General features: G+C 73.3%; 13 protein-coding genes. 4 read left to right on the forward strand and 9 right to left on the reverse strand.

Going from position 1 to position 16,837, the window contains the following annotated elements; translation table 11 throughout:
• Positions 1-48 precede the first annotated feature (48 nt).
• The 4 genes from ACGFYP_RS00540 to ACGFYP_RS00555 all read right to left on the reverse strand — a co-directional run bounded on the left by ACGFYP_RS00540 (position 49) and on the right by ACGFYP_RS00555 (position 6,951).
• Positions 49-1,494, reverse strand: a complete 1,446-nt coding sequence (locus ACGFYP_RS00540) for a glyceraldehyde-3-phosphate dehydrogenase (RefSeq protein WP_361955507.1) — start codon at positions 1,492-1,494, stop codon at positions 49-51.
• 102 nt (positions 1,495-1,596) lie between these two features.
• On the reverse strand, positions 1,597-3,189 hold the full coding sequence (locus ACGFYP_RS00545) for a molybdopterin-dependent oxidoreductase (RefSeq protein WP_393485086.1): 1,593 nt from the start codon (positions 3,187-3,189) through the stop codon (positions 1,597-1,599).
• A 41-nt stretch (positions 3,190-3,230) separates the two neighbouring features.
• A complete protein-coding gene (locus ACGFYP_RS00550; protein ID WP_393485087.1) occupies positions 3,231-4,028 on the reverse strand; it encodes an N-formylglutamate amidohydrolase in 798 nt (265 codons plus the stop codon).
• A gap of 85 nt (positions 4,029-4,113) precedes the next feature.
• Positions 4,114-6,951 (reverse strand): hypothetical protein, encoded by a 2,838-nt coding sequence (locus ACGFYP_RS00555; RefSeq protein WP_393485088.1) that lies wholly within the window; start codon positions 6,949-6,951, stop codon positions 4,114-4,116.
• Between the two features lie 263 nt (positions 6,952-7,214).
• Here ACGFYP_RS00555 and ACGFYP_RS00560 point away from each other — a divergent pair, with 263 nt between their 5' ends.
• A complete protein-coding gene (locus tag ACGFYP_RS00560; protein ID WP_393485089.1) occupies positions 7,215-8,129 on the forward strand; it encodes a diiron oxygenase in 915 nt (304 codons plus the stop codon).
• Positions 8,130-8,167: 38 nt separating this feature from the next.
• Complete coding sequence (locus ACGFYP_RS00565; RefSeq protein ID WP_393485090.1) at positions 8,168-9,820, forward strand: FAD-dependent oxidoreductase; 1,653 nt, start codon at positions 8,168-8,170, stop codon at positions 9,818-9,820.
• A gap of 64 nt (positions 9,821-9,884) precedes the next feature.
• Here ACGFYP_RS00565 and ACGFYP_RS00570 read toward each other — a convergent pair whose 3' ends face one another.
• The 3 genes from ACGFYP_RS00570 to ACGFYP_RS00580 form a co-directional block, all read right to left on the reverse strand.
• Positions 9,885-10,526 (reverse strand): DUF4232 domain-containing protein, encoded by a 642-nt coding sequence (locus ACGFYP_RS00570; RefSeq protein WP_393485091.1) that lies wholly within the window; start codon positions 10,524-10,526, stop codon positions 9,885-9,887.
• A 30-nt stretch (positions 10,527-10,556) separates the two neighbouring features.
• Positions 10,557-11,177, reverse strand: coding sequence for an L-threonylcarbamoyladenylate synthase (locus ACGFYP_RS00575; protein WP_361955493.1), 621 nt, complete (start codon positions 11,175-11,177; stop codon positions 10,557-10,559).
• Positions 11,178-11,263: 86 nt separating this feature from the next.
• Positions 11,264-11,842, reverse strand: coding sequence for a Type-2Aa cytolytic delta-endotoxin (locus tag ACGFYP_RS00580; protein WP_393485092.1), 579 nt, complete (start codon positions 11,840-11,842; stop codon positions 11,264-11,266).
• Between the two features lie 100 nt (positions 11,843-11,942).
• Here ACGFYP_RS00580 and ACGFYP_RS00585 point away from each other — a divergent pair, with 100 nt between their 5' ends.
• On the forward strand, positions 11,943-13,169 hold the full coding sequence (locus tag ACGFYP_RS00585; RefSeq protein WP_393485093.1) for a Tm-1-like ATP-binding domain-containing protein: 1,227 nt from the start codon (positions 11,943-11,945) through the stop codon (positions 13,167-13,169).
• 21 nt (positions 13,170-13,190) lie between these two features.
• Here the strand turns inward: ACGFYP_RS00585 and ACGFYP_RS00590 are convergent, their stop codons facing one another.
• Positions 13,191-15,860, reverse strand: coding sequence for an FAD/NAD(P)-binding protein (locus ACGFYP_RS00590; protein WP_393485983.1), 2,670 nt, complete (start codon positions 15,858-15,860; stop codon positions 13,191-13,193).
• A 210-nt stretch (positions 15,861-16,070) separates the two neighbouring features.
• On the opposite strand from ACGFYP_RS00590, the gene ACGFYP_RS00595 reads away from it, so the two are divergent.
• Positions 16,071-16,532, forward strand: a complete 462-nt coding sequence (locus ACGFYP_RS00595) for an RrF2 family transcriptional regulator (RefSeq protein WP_393485094.1) — start codon at positions 16,071-16,073, stop codon at positions 16,530-16,532.
• Positions 16,533-16,579: 47 nt separating this feature from the next.
• On the opposite strand, the gene ACGFYP_RS00600 is transcribed toward ACGFYP_RS00595, so the two are convergent.
• Positions 16,580-16,837 (reverse strand): hypothetical protein (locus tag ACGFYP_RS00600; RefSeq protein WP_393485095.1); only part of this gene is annotated, 258 nt, incomplete at its 5' end.

Here is a 16,837-nt window from a genome sequence, read left to right on the forward strand (position 1 = left end):
ACCGCTTCCGGTGGGGGCCTCGCTCATGCGTGCCGTACGTGCCCGGGGTCAGACCGCCGGGGCCGGGTACGTCGGGTACTCGACGCCGGAGACGTGCTGGACGACCCGGATGACCTGGCACGAGTAGCCGAACTCGTTGTCGTACCAGAGGTAGAGGATCGCGTTGTCGCCGTCGACCTTGGTGGCGCCGGCGTCGACGATCGAGGCGTGGCGCGAGCCCACGAAGTCCATGGAGACCGCGTCGGGGGCCGTGGTGAAGTCGATCTGGCGCTTCAGCGGCGAGTGGAGCGAGACGTCGCGGAGGTGGTCGAGGACCTCCTCGCGGGTGGTCTCGCGGCCCAGGCGCAGGCTCAGGATGGCGATCGAGACGTCCGGGACGGGGACGCGGATCGAGCTGCCGGTGATCGGCGCCTTCAGGTCGGGCAGGGCCTTGGCGACGGCCGAGGCTGCGCCGGTCTCCGTGATGACCATGTTGAGCGGCGCGGAGCGGCCGCGGCGGTCGGCCTTGTGGTAGTTGTCCAGCAGGTTCTGGTCGTTCGTGAACGAGTGGACGGTCTCGACGTGGCCGCGCAGGACGCCGTACTCGTCGTCCATCGCCTTGAGCGGCGGCACGATCGCGTTCGTGGTGCAGGACGCGCAGGACAGGATCTGCTCGTCCGGCTTGATCGTGTCGTGGTTGACGCCGTGGACGATGTTCGGGACGTCGCCCTTGCCCGGGGCGGTCAGGACAACCTTGTCGATGCCGGGGCGCAGGTGCTTCGACAGGCCCTCGCGGTCCCGCCACTTGCCCGTGTTGTCGATGAGGATGGCGTCCTTGATGCCGTACGCCGTGTAGTCGACCTCGGAGGGGTCGTTGGCGTAGATCACCTTGATCGTGTTGCCGTTGGCGACGATGGTGCTGTTCGCCTCGTCGACGGTGATCGTGCCCTGGAACTGGCCGTGGATCGAGTCGCGGCGCAGCAGCGAGGCGCGCTTGACCAGGTCCTGCTCGCCGCCGCCGCGCACGACGATGGCGCGCAGGCGCAGGCCGTTGCCGGAGCCGGACTTCTCGATGAGCAGGCGGGCGACGAGGCGGCCGATGCGGCCGAAGCCGTAGAGGACGACGTCGCGGCCGTCGCGGCACTCGATCTTGTTGGCGCCGGTGGCACCGGCGACGGCCCCGGCGGTGAACTCCTCCACCGAGAGACCGCGGTCGTCGGTCTTGTACGTCGCGGCGAGCATGCCGATGTCGATCTGGGACGGACCCAGGTCGAGCGCGGCGAGCGCCTGCAGGAACGGCATGGTCTCGGTGACCGAGAGTTCCTCGCCGGCGATCTGACGGGCGAATCGGTGGGTCTTGAGAATGCTCACCACCGACTTGTTCACCAGGGAACGGCTGTGGAGCAGGACCGTGACGTCCCGCTCCCGGTGCAACTTCCCGATGATCGGAATCATCGACTCCGCGATCTCCTCGCGGTTCTTCCAGCTGGTGAACGAGTCGTCATTGACAGTCACGAGTTCATCTTTCGAGCTAGGCGGTGCTCATATGCTAACCCGCCCATCTTTTGATCTTTCCGAGGGGCCCGCCTTGAGGCCCGCTCCCCGGTCCCGGACCCCTCAGGACCCGACCGTCACGACGACCGAGTGCCAGCCCGCGGCCCCGTCCGGCATGGTGTCCGTTCGCCGCTCGGGCTGGGTCACGCCGGTGCCGTCGGTGGCGCGGACCGTGAGCGTGTGGCGACCGGGCTCGGCCTGCCAGGGGTGGACCCACTGGCGCCAGGTGTCCCGGCTGTCCTCCGTGCCGAGCCGGGCCTCCCGCCAGGGGCCGTCGTCGACCCTGACCTCCACCCGCGCGATGCCCCGGTGCTGGGCCCAGGCGACCCCGGCGATCATGACCGTGCCCGCCGCGGGGCGGGCGAGGTCCCGGGGGGTGTCGATCCGGGACTGGGTCTTGACCGGGGCCTGGGCGGCCCAGCCGCGCGGGACCCAGTAGGCGTCGTAGGCGTCGAAGGTGGTCAGTTCGAGGGACTCGATCCACTTGCAGGCGGAGACGTAGCCGTACAGCCCGGGGACGAGCATGCGGACCGGGAAGCCGTGGTCGAAGGGGAGGGGTTCGCCGTTCATGCCGAAGGCGAGCAGCGCGTCGCGCCCGTCCATGACGGCCTCGACGGGGGTGCCGATGGTCATGCCGTCGACGGACCGGGCGACGAGCTGGTCGGCGGGACCCCCTTCGGACGGCGGGCGAACCCCGGCCTCGCGGAGCAGATCCGCGAGGCGTACGCCGAGCCAGCGGGCGTTGCCGACGTAGGGGCCGCCGACCTCGTTGGAGACGCAGGCGAGCGTGATGTCCCGCTCCACGACCTCACGGCCCATCAGTTCGCGGAGGTCCAGGGAGAGTTCGTCGACCACACCCATGCCGTGGACGCGCAGGCGCCAGGTGTCGGCGTCCACCTTGGGGACCACGAGGGCCGTGTCGACCCGGTAGAAATCCTTGTTCGGGGTGAGGAAGCGGCTGATGCCGGGCACGTCGAGCTGCGCCCCGCGCGGCACGGCCGGCGCGGCCGAGACCGGCCGGGGCAGCCGCAGGGCCCTGCGGGAGGCCGTGGCCCCCTCCCCCGAGGGCGTCCCCGCCGCCCGGCCGATCGCGGCGGCCGCGGTCGCCGCGAGGCCCGTCGCGGCGGCGACGACGAGGAAGCGGCGGCGGTCGGCGCGGGCGGCCTCCTGCGGCGGGGCGGCGTCGTCCGAGGCGAGCAGCCGGCCGATGAGGACGTACAGCAGGACGGCTCCCACCACCGCACCGACGAGCGAGGGCAGGGCGTCGAGCGCGGAGTCGGAGTCGGGCCGGGTGACGGCCGCGAGCGCGCCGACGACGCCGAAGCCGAGGACACCGATGGCCCCGGCCCATCGGTGGCGCAGGGCGAGCAGCCCGAGTGCGGCGGCGATCAGACCGAGGACCAGCACGATGCCCAGCAGGAGGACGGCCTTGTCGCTCTCCCCGAACGTGCGGATCGCCCACTGCTCGACGGCGGCCGGGGTCCGGTCGACGACGGCGTCGCCGACGGCCGTGACCGGGCCGGACTCGTGGCGGATCAGGCCGGCGAGGACGTCGGCGACGGCCAGGGCGACGTAGCCGGAGAGGACCCCGCCGGCGACCGCGAGAAGCCGGTCGGTCCGGGTGGGCCGCCGGCGGAGGGAGCGTGTGGCGTTCATGGTTCCCAGCATCGGCACGAAGGGGCCGTCGCGGAGGGATTTCACCCGTGCGGCGACGCCGCTTCCTCGACCAGGACCGCCAGAGCCGCGCCGAGGGCGTCGAGGCCGGGCCCGGCGGGGCCGCCGGGTTCGCGCATGTAGACGTCCCGGCGGATCTCGATCATCAGGGCGGTGACGCGGGGGTCGCGGCCGTAGTGCGCCAGCGGTACGTACGTCCCGGCGAAGGGGCTGTCCGTCCCGATGCCGCCGAACGGCGCGAACGCCTTCCGTGCCGCGTCCAGCAGGGCGGGCGGCGTGTGGAAGGCGTCGGTCCCGAGACAGATCGGCGGCCGGGGGCCGGTGCCGTGCAGCTCGTAGGGCAGCGCCTCGGTCGGGTACGAGTGCACGTCGATGATCACGGCGCGGCCTGTCGCGGCGAGTCGGGCGTCGACGGCGGCGGTCATGGCCCGGGCGTACGGCGTGAAGTAGCGCTCCAGGAGCGGTCGTTCGTCGAAGTCCTCGGGCCGCAGCTCTTCGCGGTGCGTGGTCCGGGTGTAGACCGCGCCCATCCCGACCGCGCGCATCTCCTCGCGCTCGTCCGGGAAGCGCTCGGGATCGACGACCAGCCGGGAGAGCAGATTGACGAACCGCCAGGGGGTGACGGCGGCGGACCGCGCGGCCGCGTCCGCGAGGGCGGCGGTGTGGGAGTCGGTGATGTGGTCCAGCTCGCGCGCGAGTTCCTCGTCCCCGAGCACGATCCCCTCGCGCACGTCCGGGGGAACCTCCCGGGAGGAGTGCGGCACATGGAGGAGGACCGGAGAGTCGGGGGAGCCGGGGAGGAGCTGGAAGGAGGGGGTCATGGCTGGCCTCGCTGGACGGCTTCGGTGGCGGACCGGACGGCGCGCGAGGCGACGCGCGCCGTCCGGTCCGTATCCTCACATCCGGTTACGCGGCGTCCCGCACCGAGCCCGTGAACTCGGGTCCGTGGTGCGGATCCCAGTTCTCGTCGTAGGTGGTCAGCCGGGCCTTCAGGGTCTCCGTGGGCTCGGCGACCGTGTCCGTGACGGTCGGGATCGTCACGTCGACGCTCGTCCGGCCGGCGGGCACGTCCGCCCAGAGGGTCGCGGTCGCGCCCTCCCAGCCGAGCTGGGAGAGCGGCACGGCCGGATCCGGTACCCGGCCGAAGGTCTCCTCGAGCCAGGCAGGTGCGACGTCCGCGCTGGACAGCTCGGGACCGCCGGTGACCGGCAGGAGTTCGAGCACGCCGCCGACCTCCACGTCGGCGACCTCGGACAGGGTCACCCGCCACGTCAGGGGCTTGCCCTCGGTGACGTCGTCGGCGACCGGGGCCACCGTGACCGTGGGCTTCGCGTCGTCGTTCCGCGCGGTGACCCCGCCCCGGTGGGAGCCGACGGCCACACCCTTGACCGCCTTCACGGACACGTCCCGCGACAGGTCGTACCCGAAGCGGGTGTTGCCCGTCACCTCGACCGGCACGTCGATGGTCTGGCTGCCGGGACGTACCGTCACGATCCGCGAGGTGACCTCGTCCGAGTCCGGCGCGGGGGTGAACACCCGGACCTGGCCGCTGCCCTGGCCGGAGACGTGGACCGGAACGCGGTAGGTCTTCACGCCGGAGTCGCCCTCGTCCACGGTCAGCCGGCCGATGTCGATGCGCGGCATCGCGCCCGGGAGGGCCGCCGGAGTACCGGGGCGCCAGCCCCAGGCGTCCATCAGCCACGCCTGGCCGGAGCCGCCGCGCGGGGTCAGTTCGAGGCTCGTGATCCGCGTCAGGTCCAGCTTGGACCGGATGGCGAGGGCCATGGGCACGCGGACCTCGCGGCCCCAGTGGGAGGCGGTCCTTTCGCTGCCCGGGAGCCCGTCGAGCTGGGCACGGCCGAGCTGCGCCCGGCGGCCGTCGGCGTCCACGAGGGCGATGTCCATGCGCGTACCGGTGGTGTTGGGCGGGACGATGACGCGGAGCGCCAGCGCGTCGGAGCCCTTGAGGGAGACCGGGCGGTCGGAGCGTACGGTCACCTTGGACCCCACGCCCGCGCCCTGCCACCGCAGGGCGACGGCGTCACGGCCCGGCTCGGGCGAGGCGTCCCAGGACGCGAAGTGCGGCGACTGGCCGGCCGTCTGGTCGTCGTTCTGCGGCAGGCAGGCGCGGGCCGGGTCGGGATCGATCTGTGCGCACAGTCGGCCGCCGCCGCTCACGGTGAGCGCCGGGCCGGGCAGGAAGCCGGGGGTACGGTGCCCGCCGACGGCGTGGCTGAGGACGCGCGCGGGGCCGGCCGAGGGGGCGCGGCGGCCGGTGCCGTCGAGGAGCGGGCGGACCCGGTCGTCACCGGCGACGAACAGCTGGGCCGCGGCGGCGATGTAGGTGGCTCCGGCGGTCTGCTGCTGCGCGGCGGTCAGCCGGGTCGCGGCGCCGGGCGAGCACACCGGGTCCTTCACTTCGCCCTCGTAGAAGTCGTCGGAGGCGGGTGCCTCCGCCTGGCCCGGAGTCCACTCGCTGTTGAAGTAGTTGTGGTTGGTCCCGACCATGTACACCGCGCTCTGCAGCGCGGCGCCGCGGCCGACGCCACGGGTGCCGTCGACGTAGATCTGGCCCTGCAGGTCGGAGACGTCACCGTCGCAGCCGGGCAGCATGGTCATCGAGGGCACGTCCGGGGCCGGGTTCTGGCCGAAGATCGTGGGTCCGATCAGGACGTTGCCGCGGATCGTCCAGCGCGCGGGGCCCGGGGCTCCGTCCTGGTCGGCCGGGGGCCGGTGGAGGCTGTCGAGCGCGGCGCGGTTGACGCCCTCGCCGCCCCGGGAGTGGCCGACGAGCAGGACGCGGGAGAGGTCGGCGGGCGCGGTGGCGCGCACGGCGGCCGGAGCGCCGGAGGGCTGCTCGGACCAGTCCGCCCAGCGGGTCAGGTGCTGCCGTACGAGGGACGAGCGGGCCTGCGCGCCCGCGTCGTCGGCCGCGTGGTCCTGGGCGTTGATCCCGTTGGCGGAGATCGAGACCGTCACATAGCCCTGGGAGGCGAGGAGTTGCTGGGCGCGCAGATAGCCCTTGTGGCTGGGGATCGGCTTGGTGCCGGGGGCGCAGGGCCAGTCGCCGGTCACCAGCTCCTCGGGGCCGTAGCAGGTGCCGTGGCGGCCGTGCAGGAAGAGCGCGAGCGGCCGCTTGCCGGGTGCGCCGGTCGGTCCGACGACCACGGCGCGCATCTCGATCGGCGTGGCGTATCCGGGCAACCGGACGGACGGCAGGTCGTATTCGCCGCTGACGGTCTTGTAGGCGCCGGGTGTGCCGGGGTCGACCGGGTTGACCGGCAGGGGCGCTTCCGCCTTCCCGGAGGGGGCGGTGGGCCGCTTCCGGGGGGCCTTGCTCGCGGCGCCCGCGCCGCCCGGGGTGCCGACGTCCAGGCGGCGCCCTGCGGCCATCACCCTCAGGTCCTCGGCGGAGCCAAGACGTATGCCGTCGGCTTTCAGCCGGAACGCGTGTCCGTCGGCGGCCGGTGCGGGGCGGCCTATGAGCCGGTTGCCCGAGTAGAACTCGACGCGGGCGTCGCCCATGGGCACGCGGTCGGGGGAGGTCCAGACCAGTTCGCGGTCGGCGCCCTCGCCGGTGAGGCGCCAGCCCTCCGGCAGCGCCCCGTCGGCGGCGGCGCCTCTCTCGCCGCCCGCTCGGGACGGGGATCCCGGGGACGGTTCGGCGAACGCCGGCAGGGGCGACGCCGCGGCCAGGGCGACTAACGCCACGGCCGTGGTCACCACACGTGTGACACGTATCAAAGCGGTCTTCCTCACGATCGGTCCTGTCGGGACACCCCGCGGCGGCTCAGGCACCTCGGGGTCCCCTCTCGTGACCGGAGGACGGCAACCGGCGGGCCTGGGTTGCCTCATGGGGCGGGAGAAGACCGGGCGCGTGGAGAGATCGGCGGGAAAGTGCCGCACGGGGGTAGGCCCGCGGCACCCCCTTGTTATACGTTCCGTCTAACAGCTTGCTAGACGCCGCATCTAACAAGCCTGCGACGTCTCGATCCAAGGAGCCGCACATGGCGCGCAGCACCGTCCCCCGGGAGAGCGAGGACCGGCACGTCGAGCAGGAGGTCGCCCGGCGGCTGCTCGACTCGGCCGCGAAGCTGTCCTACGACCCGGCCACCGAGGTCGACTGGGACACCCCGCTCGACAAGGACTTCCACGGCGCGAGCCCCGAGTGGAGCACGCTCTACTCCACCGCGTACTGGAGCGAGTTGACCGACGCTCAGCGCAAGGAGCTGACGCGCCAGGAGGCGGCGTCGGTGGCCAGTACCGGCATCTGGTTCGAGATGATCCTGCAGCAGATGGTGCTGCGCGACATGTACGCCAAGGACCCGACCGACCCCCGCTTCCAGTGGGCGCTCACCGAGGTCGCCGACGAGTGCAGGCACTCGATCATGTTCGCGCGGGGCGCCGCGAAGCTGGGTGCCCCCGCCTACCGTCCGCGCCGGATCGCGATCGAACTCGGCCGGGCGTTCAAGACGGTCGCGTTCGGCGAGGCCGCCTACGCGGCGATCCTGGTCGCCGAGGAGGTCCTCGACGTGATGCAGCGCGACTGGATGCGGGACGAGCGGGTCGTGCCGTTCGTCCGCACGATCAACAACATCCATGTCGTGGAGGAGTCGCGGCACATGAAGTTCGCCCGCGAGGAGACGCGCAGGCGGCTGCGCGGCGCGAGCCGGGCGCGCCGCCAGTTCCACGCTCTCGTGATCGCGATCGCCTCGTACGTCATCGTCACCAGCATGGTGGGCCGGAGGGTCTACGAGAGCGCGGGCCTCGACGTCGAGCGCGCCGTCGCCGAGGCGAGGGCGAACGAGCACCACAAGTCCCTGATGCGGTCCAGCTGCGCGGGGTTGATGGAGTTCCTGGCCTCGGCCGGACTGCTCACCAGGCCGGCCCTCGCCTTCTACAGGCGCGCCCACCTGATCTGACCGATGCCGACCGAGCCGACGCGAGCTGAGCCGACGACATGACCTACGCCATCACCCAGACGTGCTGCAACGACGCCACCTGTGTCGCCGTCTGCCCCGTCAACTGCATCCACCCGACGCCGCAGGAGCGGGCGTTCGGCAGCACGGAGATGCTCCACATCGACCCGGCGACCTGCATCGACTGCGGCGCGTGCGCCGACGCCTGCCCTGTCGACGCCATCTTCCCTGTGGACAGCCTCTCCCCCGCGCAGGCCGGGTACGCGGCCGTCAACGCCGCCTACTTCGCCGACAAGGCGCCGCCGGTGGCCCCGCCGGGGCCGAACTTCCACTCCTGGGGCGCCCCGACCTTCGAGCGGAGCCTGCCGTCCGACTTCGCTCCGATCCGGGTCGCGGTCGTCGGGACCGGCCCGGCCGGGATGTACGCGGCGGAGGACCTGCTGCTGCACACCGCCGCCGAGGTGACCCTCGTCGACCGGCTGCCCGTGGCGGGCGGTCTCGTCCGGTACGGCGTGGCGCCCGACCACCCCGCGACCAAGAAGGTCGGGGACACCTTCGCCCGCTTCCACACCCACCCCCGGGTACGGATGCGGCTCGGCGTCGAGATCGGCAAGGACGTCACGGCGGAGGAACTCGCCGCGCACCACGACGCGGTGGTCTACGCCGTCGGCGCCCGCGCCGACCGCCGACTCGACGTCCCCGGCGAGGAGTTGCCCGGCTGCGTCTCGGCGACGGCGTTCGTCTCCTGGTACAACGCGCACCCCGAGTCCGCCCCGGACGCGATCGACCTGACCGGCGCCGAACGGGTCGTCGTGGTCGGCAACGGCAACGTCGCGCTCGACGTCGCCCGGATCCTCGTCATGGCCCCCGAGACCCTGGCCGGCACCGACATCGCCGACCACGCGCTCGCGGCCCTGCGCGGCTCGCGGGTGCGCGAGGTGGTGCTGCTCGGGCGGCGGGGTCCCGAGGACGCCGCGTACACCGCCTCCGAACTCCGCGCCCTCACCCACCTGCCCGGTGTACGCCTCGTCGTGGACGACCACGACCCGCGGACCGGCGCGGCGATCGACGGCGCGCGGCCGGGAGAGAAGGCGGCGCTGTTGCGGGACGTGGCGCGGGAGACGGTCGACTGGTCGCGGTCACCGGGCGCGGACCGGCGCGTCGTGCTCCGGTTCCACTCCGCTCCGGTGGCGATGACCGGCGAGGACGTGGTGCGGGGCGCGCGGGTGACGGAGGGGACGGGCGAGCTCGAGATACCTGCCGGCCTCGTCCTGCGGGCCGTCGGCTACCGGGGTCTGCCGGTGCCGGGGCTGCCGTTCGACGAGGCGACCGGCACCGTGCCGCACGAGCGCGGCCGGGTGGTCGGGATGCCGGGGACGTACGTCGTCGGCTGGATCAAGCGCGGTCCTTCGGGCGGGATCGGTGCCAACCGGACGTGCGCCGCCGAGACGGTCGGCACGCTCCTGGCCGACGCCGTGGCGGGCGCCCTGCCGGCTGCGTCCCGTACGCCCCAGGCGTTCCGGCGGCTCGTCCGCAGACGCGGCGCCCAGGTCGTCGACGCCCGTGGCCTGGCCGCGATCGACCGTGCCGAACGCGCCCGCGGCCACGCGACCGGCCGTCCACGCGTCAAACTCACCACGGTGGCCGCCCTGGTGGCGACGGCCCGCCGCGCCCGCCTCCGCCTCCCCGACTGACCGTCCGGGGCTCTCAGGGCGGTGCGCTCAGGGCGGGGCCCTCAGGGCTCTCAGGGCGGTGCGTTCAGTCCGTGACCTTCTGCCAGGCCGTGGTGCCGAGGAGACCCGTCTCGCCGATGTCCAGGCCACCCTCCGGTTCCACCGTCTGGCGGGCCACCCCCGCCGCCGGGGCGATCTCGACGTACACCCCGCTGCCCCGCAGGGTCGCCGCGTCGACGGCCGAGTACCGCCAGACGAAGACGCTGCGCGCGGACTCGCCGGGCTTCAGCGTCACGGGGTGCGGTCCCGGGTCGTCGAGCTGGGTGATGGGCCCGGGGCCCTTGAGGACGGTGACGTCCATCGGCTCCCGGTTCACGTCCCGTACCCGTACGTCCGGATACCCGTTGACGCGCTGCTCCCCCGCGCCGCAGTTGGTGACGGTCACCGGCATGGCACGCAGGCCCATGGCCGCGTTGACCATGCCGGTCGTCACCTTCACCCCCGTGGCCGGACACTCCTGCGACGCCCTGGGGCGCGGGGGTTCCACCTGAGGGGTGACCCCGAGGTCGCCGGGACCGCCGGGGCGCGCCGGGGGCTCGGCGGTCGCGTGGGACCCGGTCCGCTCGGGGTCGACCTCGCGGTCGAGTTCGGCCCCGAGGCCGCAGCCGGCGGTCAGGACGGCGGCAGCGGCAAGGAGCAGGCCGTGCCGCGGAGATATCGCGGTCATGGCGCGATCATCACACGCCGGCCCGCTCGGCTACTCGAACCGCGAGGTGTCGCCCGCCCCTCGGCGTACGATCTCCGGCTCGCCCTCGGAGAAGTCGATCACCGTCGTCGGTTCCGTACCGCAGTCGCCGGAGTCGAGGACCGCGTCCACCGCGTGGTCGAGCCGCTCCTTGATCTCCCAGCCCTGGGTCAGCGGTTCGTCCTCGCCGGGCAGGAGGAGGGTGCTGGAGAGCAGCGGCTCGCCGAGCTCTTCGAGGAGGGCCTGGGTGACGACGTGGTCGGGAATCCGGACGCCGACGGTCTTCTTCTTGGGGTGCAGCAGCTGGCGCGGGACTTCCTTCGTCGCCGGCAGGATGAAGGTGTAGCTGCCGGGCGTCGCCGCCTTGACGGCGCGGAAGACGTCGTTGTCGACGTGCACGAACTGGCCGAGCTGCGCGAAGTTCTGGCACACCAGGGTGAAGTGGTGGCGGTCGTCGAGTTCGCGGATCGTGCGGATCCGGCCGATGCCGTCGCGGCTGCCGATCCTGCATCCCAGCGCGTAGCAGGAATCCGTCGGGTACGCGATGAGCGCGCCGGAGCGGATGCTGTCCGCCACACTGCTGATGGTGCGCCGCTGGGGGTTCTCGGGGTGCACGTCGAAGTACTTCGCCATGCGGGCAGTCTAGGTTCCCTACGGGTCCGGCCCGGGACGGCGGGCCGGTGCGGTCCCCCGCACGTTCGGGCGACCGGGTGTGGGCGTCAGGCCGCGAGGCTCAACTGCTGGCGCAGGACGATCGCGTTGAGCCGGATCGCGTACGGCGCGACGTCCATGATCTCCAGGGCCGCGGCCTTCTCCTTCTCCAGACCGACGGTCACGTCGATGCAGAAGGCGATCGCGTACATGTGGTCCCCGGTCTCCTCGTCCTGGAGGGCGAAGAACAGGTCACGGTAGTAGCTGGTCCGATCGGGACCCTCCTCGTAGTACGAGAGTCCCGGCTCGCCCTCCTGCGCGGCGAGGCCCGTGAAGGCGTGGGCGAGTTCCTGCTCGACGGTGCCCCAGAACGCGGCGTCCGCGAACTCTCCGGGCAGCGCCTGCCGCACCGCCTCCTTGAGCGAGAGCACCATGACCATGACGGGGGCCTGCTCCTGCAGTCCCCAGCCGCGCACCATCTTCACGACGGAGCTGTCCGGGATCGCGGCGGCGGCCTGGTGGATGTTCTCGAAGTCGAAGTTGACGGTGGCCGGGGCGATCGCCTGCTGGAACAGCCGGTCGATGGCCCGGGCCTGGTCGAGATGGTCCGGGCCCACCTCGATGACGGTCTTGAAACTGGCGGCCATGACATTCCTCCTTGTGGGTGATCAAGAGGGGTCAGTATGCCGTCTGGCGTCCCGCTGCCACAGTCTTGTCGTCATGTCGACTTGGGCGGACAGTACGGGAATGGCGATCGTAGTGCTGGTGGGCACGCTGGACACCAAAGGTCTGGAGTACGGATGGCTGCGCGCGCGGCTGGAGAGCCGCGGGGTCGAGGTCATCATGGTCGACACGGGGGTGATCGGGGCCCCTCGCATACCCGCGGACGTCTCCCGCGCCGAGGTGGCGCGGGCGGCGGGCGTGGATCTCGACGGGTTACGGAGCGAGGGTGACCGCGGCGCGGCCGTGACCGCGATGGCTCGCGGGGCTGCCGAGATCGTCCGGCGGCTGCACGCGGAGGGCAGGCTGCACGGGGTGCTCGCGCTCGGCGGCAGCGGCGGCACGTCGATCGCGACACGCGCGATGCGGGCGCTGCCGCTCGGGGTGCCGAAGGTGATGGTCTCCTCGATGGCCTCGGGCGATGTCGCGCCCTATGTCGGCTCGTCGGACATCACGATGATGTACAGCGTCGTCGACATCGCGGGGGTCAACCGGGTGTCGGCGCCGATACTGGCGAACGCGGTCGACGCGGTGGCGGGGATGGCGCGGGGGTTCGAGGCCGCCGCGCCCCCGGTGCCGGACGACCGGCCGCTCGTCGCGGCGAGCATGGCGGGGGTGACGACCCCCGGGGTCGACGCCGCCCGCGCGCGACTGACCGAACTCGGCTACGAGGTCCTGGTCTTCCACGCGAGCGGGGCAGGGGGCCGGACGCTGGAGACCCTGGCGGAGCAGCGGCTCTTCGCCGGCGTCCTGGATCTGACGCTCTGCGAGCTGGCGGACGACCTCTGCGGGGGCATCCTGACGGCGGGCCCCGACCGGCTGCTCGCCGCCGGCCGGGCGGGGATTCCTCAGGTGGTGAGCCCCGGCGCGCTCGACATGGTGAAGTTCGGCCCGCTCGACACCGTCCCTGAGCGGGTGTTGGACCGGGACGTGCGGGTGCACAACCCGTCGATCTCGGTGGTGCGGACGACGGCCGAGGAGTGCGCGGAGCTCGGAGCGCGCGTCGCGGCGAAGCTGCGGACCGCGTCCGGCCCCACGGCGGTGTGCCTGCCGCTGCGGGGGCTGTCCACGCTGGGCGCGCCGGGCGGTCCGTACCACGATCCGATGCTGGACGAGGCCGTGTTCGACGCGGTCAAGGACGGGCTGCGGGGCAGCCCTGTCGACGTGGTGGAGTTCGACACCCACCTCAACGACCCGACCTTCGGCCGGGCCGCGGCGGACCTCCTGCACCGCTTGATCGAGGGGCGGGGCTGACCTTTCCGGAGAGTCCGGGCCTCATCGAGGGAGGTCCGCCAGGCGGCGGCGGTCGAGCGGGGAGGAGCGTCGGTCGAGGCGTTCCTCCAGGAGGAGGCGGGCGGCGTCGCACTGGCCCGCCTCCAGGAGCGCGTGGAGCAGGGTCTCCTCGACGACCTCGCGCTGCGCGGCGCTGCCGCCCACCCGGCGCAGCGTGGGCAGCAGTCCGCGCAGGCCGTCCACCGCCGCGGGCCACCGCTCCTCCAGGACGGCTTCGAGCGCGTGGCAGAGCGGGGCGATGACCTCGCGCTGGACGGCGTCGGCTCCGGCGGCGTGGGTGCGCAGCCGGCGGAGCGCGGACAGGTCGCCCGCCGCGGTGAGGGCGACAGCGCTGTGCAGGGCGGTGAACGCGGTGGCGGGCCGTTCGAGGAGATCGCGGGCGACGGCGTCGAGCACGCCGTCCACAGGGACGCTGCCTGTCCAGTTCCGGGTCATCCGGGCCCGCCACAGGAGCGAGCCGGAGTCGACGAGGGCCCGTACGCCGTTGACCTGGCGCGGCGCGAGTTGGGCGAACCAGCGGCGGCGTACCGCCTCGGAGTCGTCCAGGGCGAGTTCGTGCAGCGCCACGTGCCAGGAGAAGTGGGCCCGGTGGACGGCGCCTCGGCCCTGGCCACCGATCCAGCCGTCGAGCCAGTCGCGGCCCGCGCGATGGGCGCCGGACTCGTAGTGGACGTGGGCGAGGGCGTGGGCGGCGTGTCCCGAGGCGGGTTCGGCGGCGAGGGCCGCCGTGGCGAGGTGGCCCGCCTCGTCGACGCGGCCCTGCTCCTGGCGGACGAAGGCGAGCAGCGAGGTGGGGAACCAGTGGCCGTCGTAGGCGGGCGCGGTGTGCTCCACCAGGCGTCGGGCGAGCGTTCCGTCGATGTCGCCGACGCCGGAGAAGGCGATCGTGGGCACCGCGATGCTCAGGGCGAAGGCGTCGACGGGGTGCCGGTCGAGGTGGTCGACGAGCGCCCGGTCCCCGTCCGCCGCCGCGTCCCCGCCGCCCTGTTCGATCCTGCGGGTGACCACGTCCACGAACGAGCGCTCCCGCTCGTCTCCGCGCTCGGCGACACCGCGCTGGGCGTCGGCGAGTTCGCGGTGGACGTCGACGTCGGCGCCGCACTCGTGGCCGAGGAGGGCGAGTGCGGCGTGGCCGAGGGCGAAGCCGGGGTCGAGCGCGGTGGCGCGGGCGAACGCCTCGGCGGCCTTCGCCCGTACGGTGATCACCCGGCCGAGGCCGCTGCGGTAGGCGGCGGCAGCGGCTGCGTGGGTGGAGAGCGGCAGCCCGAACTGGTCGGTGGGCCGGCGGCGGGTGGGCTGCGGGGCGCGGGTGAGCGGGGCGAGCACGGACTCGGCGACCTCCCGGGCCTGCGCCCTGATCTCGGGGATCGCGGTCGTCTCCCACAGTTCGCCGCGCCGGGACGAGCCGAGGGTGAACAGCGGGCGGTGGGTGGTGCCTCGGGCGTCGCGCAGCCGGCCCGTGTCGGTGGCGACGCCGATGCCGAGGGGGCCGGGCACCGCGAGGCCGTCGGCGAGCAGGGCGCCCCAGAGCGGATCGGCGGCGGCGTCGACCCGTAGCCCGGGCCCGGTGCAGTCCACGACCCACGCCACCGTCAGCTCCCGGCCGTCGGCGAGCCCGACGGCGATCCGGCCGTCGTCCAGCGGCCGTGCGGCGGTGATCCGGCCCGCGTGGACGCGCAGCCGGTGGGCGGCGCGCGCCCGGCCGATCGCCTCGGCGGTGGTCGGCGCCATCCGGTGACGGTGGACGTTCCAGCGGGTCGCGTCGCGGTCGAGGAACTCGGCCCGCTCCTCGTCGGTGAGCCCCTGCCAGAGCGCGCCGATCACGGGGCGCAGCCCGTCGAGGGCGGGCCGCCAGTCGCCGTGGTCGCGCAGCGAGGCGGCGATGTGCCGTCGGAGCGCGGTGCGCAGTCGGTGCAGCGGGAGGGCCGTGAGCCCGGGCGGCGGGGGTACGGGCGGCAGCGGGGCGACGGCGTGCGGGCGGGGCAGGAGCCCGCTGCGGGAGAGGGCGTGCACGGTGCGGCCCGGCCGGTCGAGGACGAGCGCGAGGTCGACGGCGGTCAGCCCGGTGCCGACGAGCAGGACGTCGTCGTCAGGGCCCACCGTGTCGAGCGCGCCGGGCGCCCACGGGGCGGCGATGAACCGTGCGGAGTCGCGCAGTGCGGCCGGTGCCCAGCGCGCGGTGCCGGCGGCGGGACCGGTGGCCAGGACGACGCTGTCGGCGGTCACCGTCCCGCCGTCGGCGAGCCGCAGCTCGAACCGTCCGTCGGCCGTCTCGGCGCAGCGGGTCGCCCGGGTCCGCAGACGGCGGACGGCGACGGTGCCGTGGGCCGTGATGACGGCGCGGCCGAGGGTGTCGGCGAGGTAGGAACCGAAGCGGTACCGGGAGGCGAAGTCCGCGGCGGTGACGGTGGATTCGCCGTGGCGGCAGAGCCAGCGCCGGAAGTGGCCGGCGTCGTCGGGGTAGCAACTCATCCCGCCGACCGGCACGTTGAGCCGGTGCTCGGCGACCTCGGTGGCGTAGGCCGTGCCGCGTCCCGCCTCGGCCGCCGGGTCGATCAGGACGAGATCGATCGGGGTCCGCCGCCGGGCGGCCGTCTCGCAGAGCTGGACGGCGACCAGCGCCCCGGCCGCGCCCGCGCCGACGACGGCCACGGTCGGTCGTGGACGGACGGACGTGGTCCGGGTCTTGGGCGCGGTCTTGGACACGGGCACGAGGGACCTCCGGCCGGGACGGGTACTGCACGACGTTGTTCACTATGTCGATGAACAATGTGAACGGGCAAGAGCGCCACGGGCAAGAGCGCACCGTCCCTTCACCCGGGGGCCGGATCGGTTTCGCGCCAACCGTGAGACATTGAGGCGGTGAGGATCTCAGCGCGAACGGACTACGCGGTCAGGGCCATGGCGGAGCTGGCCTCTTCCCCCGACCGGCCGTTGAAGGCGGAGGACGTCGCCGGCCGGCAGGACATCCCGGTCCGCTTCCTCTTCGTCGTCCTCAGCGAGCTGCGGCAGGCCCGCCTGGTACGGAGCGTCCGCGGCCCGGACGGCGGCTACACCCTCGCCAGACCGGCCGCGGAGATCACCCTCGCGGATGTCCTTCGGGCCATGGACGGGCCTCTGGTGAGCGTGCGCGACCTGAAGCTGACCGGTCTGGAGTACCGGGGCGCGGCGGCGCCCATGCCGGACGTGTGGCGCGCGGTACGGGCAAGCCTGCGCCAGGTCCTGGAGGGGACGACCCTCGAGGACCTGGCGTCGGGTGTGCTGCCGGAGCTCGTACAGGAGCGGGCGCGCGAGTACACCGACGACGTACGGACGTATCCGTGACGCCGTAACGCCGGGAGGACGGAGGCGCGGCTGCCGCGGTCGCGGGGTCACAGCCCCACGGGCTGGTTCCAGAGGCCGGTGCCGACGACCCACATCACTTTGACGGCGCCGTGCTCGTCGGCGAAGAAGAGATCGATCTGATCGTCGGTCTGGCGGGCCGTGGCCAGCGCCGCGTTCGCCGGGGCCGTGTTCGGAGGTGTCAGAGCGATTGCCTGGTTCCAAGCACCGGTGCCCACCACCCACGCGACATGGACCGCCCCGAACCTGTCGACGAAGAAGACATCGATCTGATCGTCGGTCTGCCG

Source organism: Streptomyces sp. NPDC048370 (assembly GCF_043200825.1).
Lineage (GTDB): Bacteria > Actinomycetota > Actinomycetes > Streptomycetales > Streptomycetaceae > Streptomyces.

Bases quoted from the DNA above. Each gene is read 5' to 3' on its own strand.
- ACGFYP_RS00545 (WP_393485086.1), bottom strand. From the start codon at position 3,189: ATGAACGCCACACGCTCCCTCCGCCGGCGGCCCACCCGGACCGACCGG.
- ACGFYP_RS00550 (WP_393485087.1), bottom strand. From the start codon at position 4,028: ATGACCCCCTCCTTCCAGCTCCTCCCCGGCTCCCCCGACTCTCCGGTC.
- ACGFYP_RS00560 (WP_393485089.1), top strand. From the start codon at position 7,215: ATGGCGCGCAGCACCGTCCCCCGGGAGAGCGAGGACCGGCACGTCGAG.
- ACGFYP_RS00565 (WP_393485090.1), top strand. From the start codon at position 8,168: ATGACCTACGCCATCACCCAGACGTGCTGCAACGACGCCACCTGTGTC.
- ACGFYP_RS00570 (WP_393485091.1), bottom strand. From the start codon at position 10,526: ATGACCGCGATATCTCCGCGGCACGGCCTGCTCCTTGCCGCTGCCGCC.
- ACGFYP_RS00575 (WP_361955493.1), bottom strand. From the start codon at position 11,177: ATGGCGAAGTACTTCGACGTGCACCCCGAGAACCCCCAGCGGCGCACC.
- ACGFYP_RS00580 (WP_393485092.1), bottom strand. From the start codon at position 11,842: ATGGCCGCCAGTTTCAAGACCGTCATCGAGGTGGGCCCGGACCATCTC.
- ACGFYP_RS00585 (WP_393485093.1), top strand. From the start codon at position 11,943: ATGGCGATCGTAGTGCTGGTGGGCACGCTGGACACCAAAGGTCTGGAG.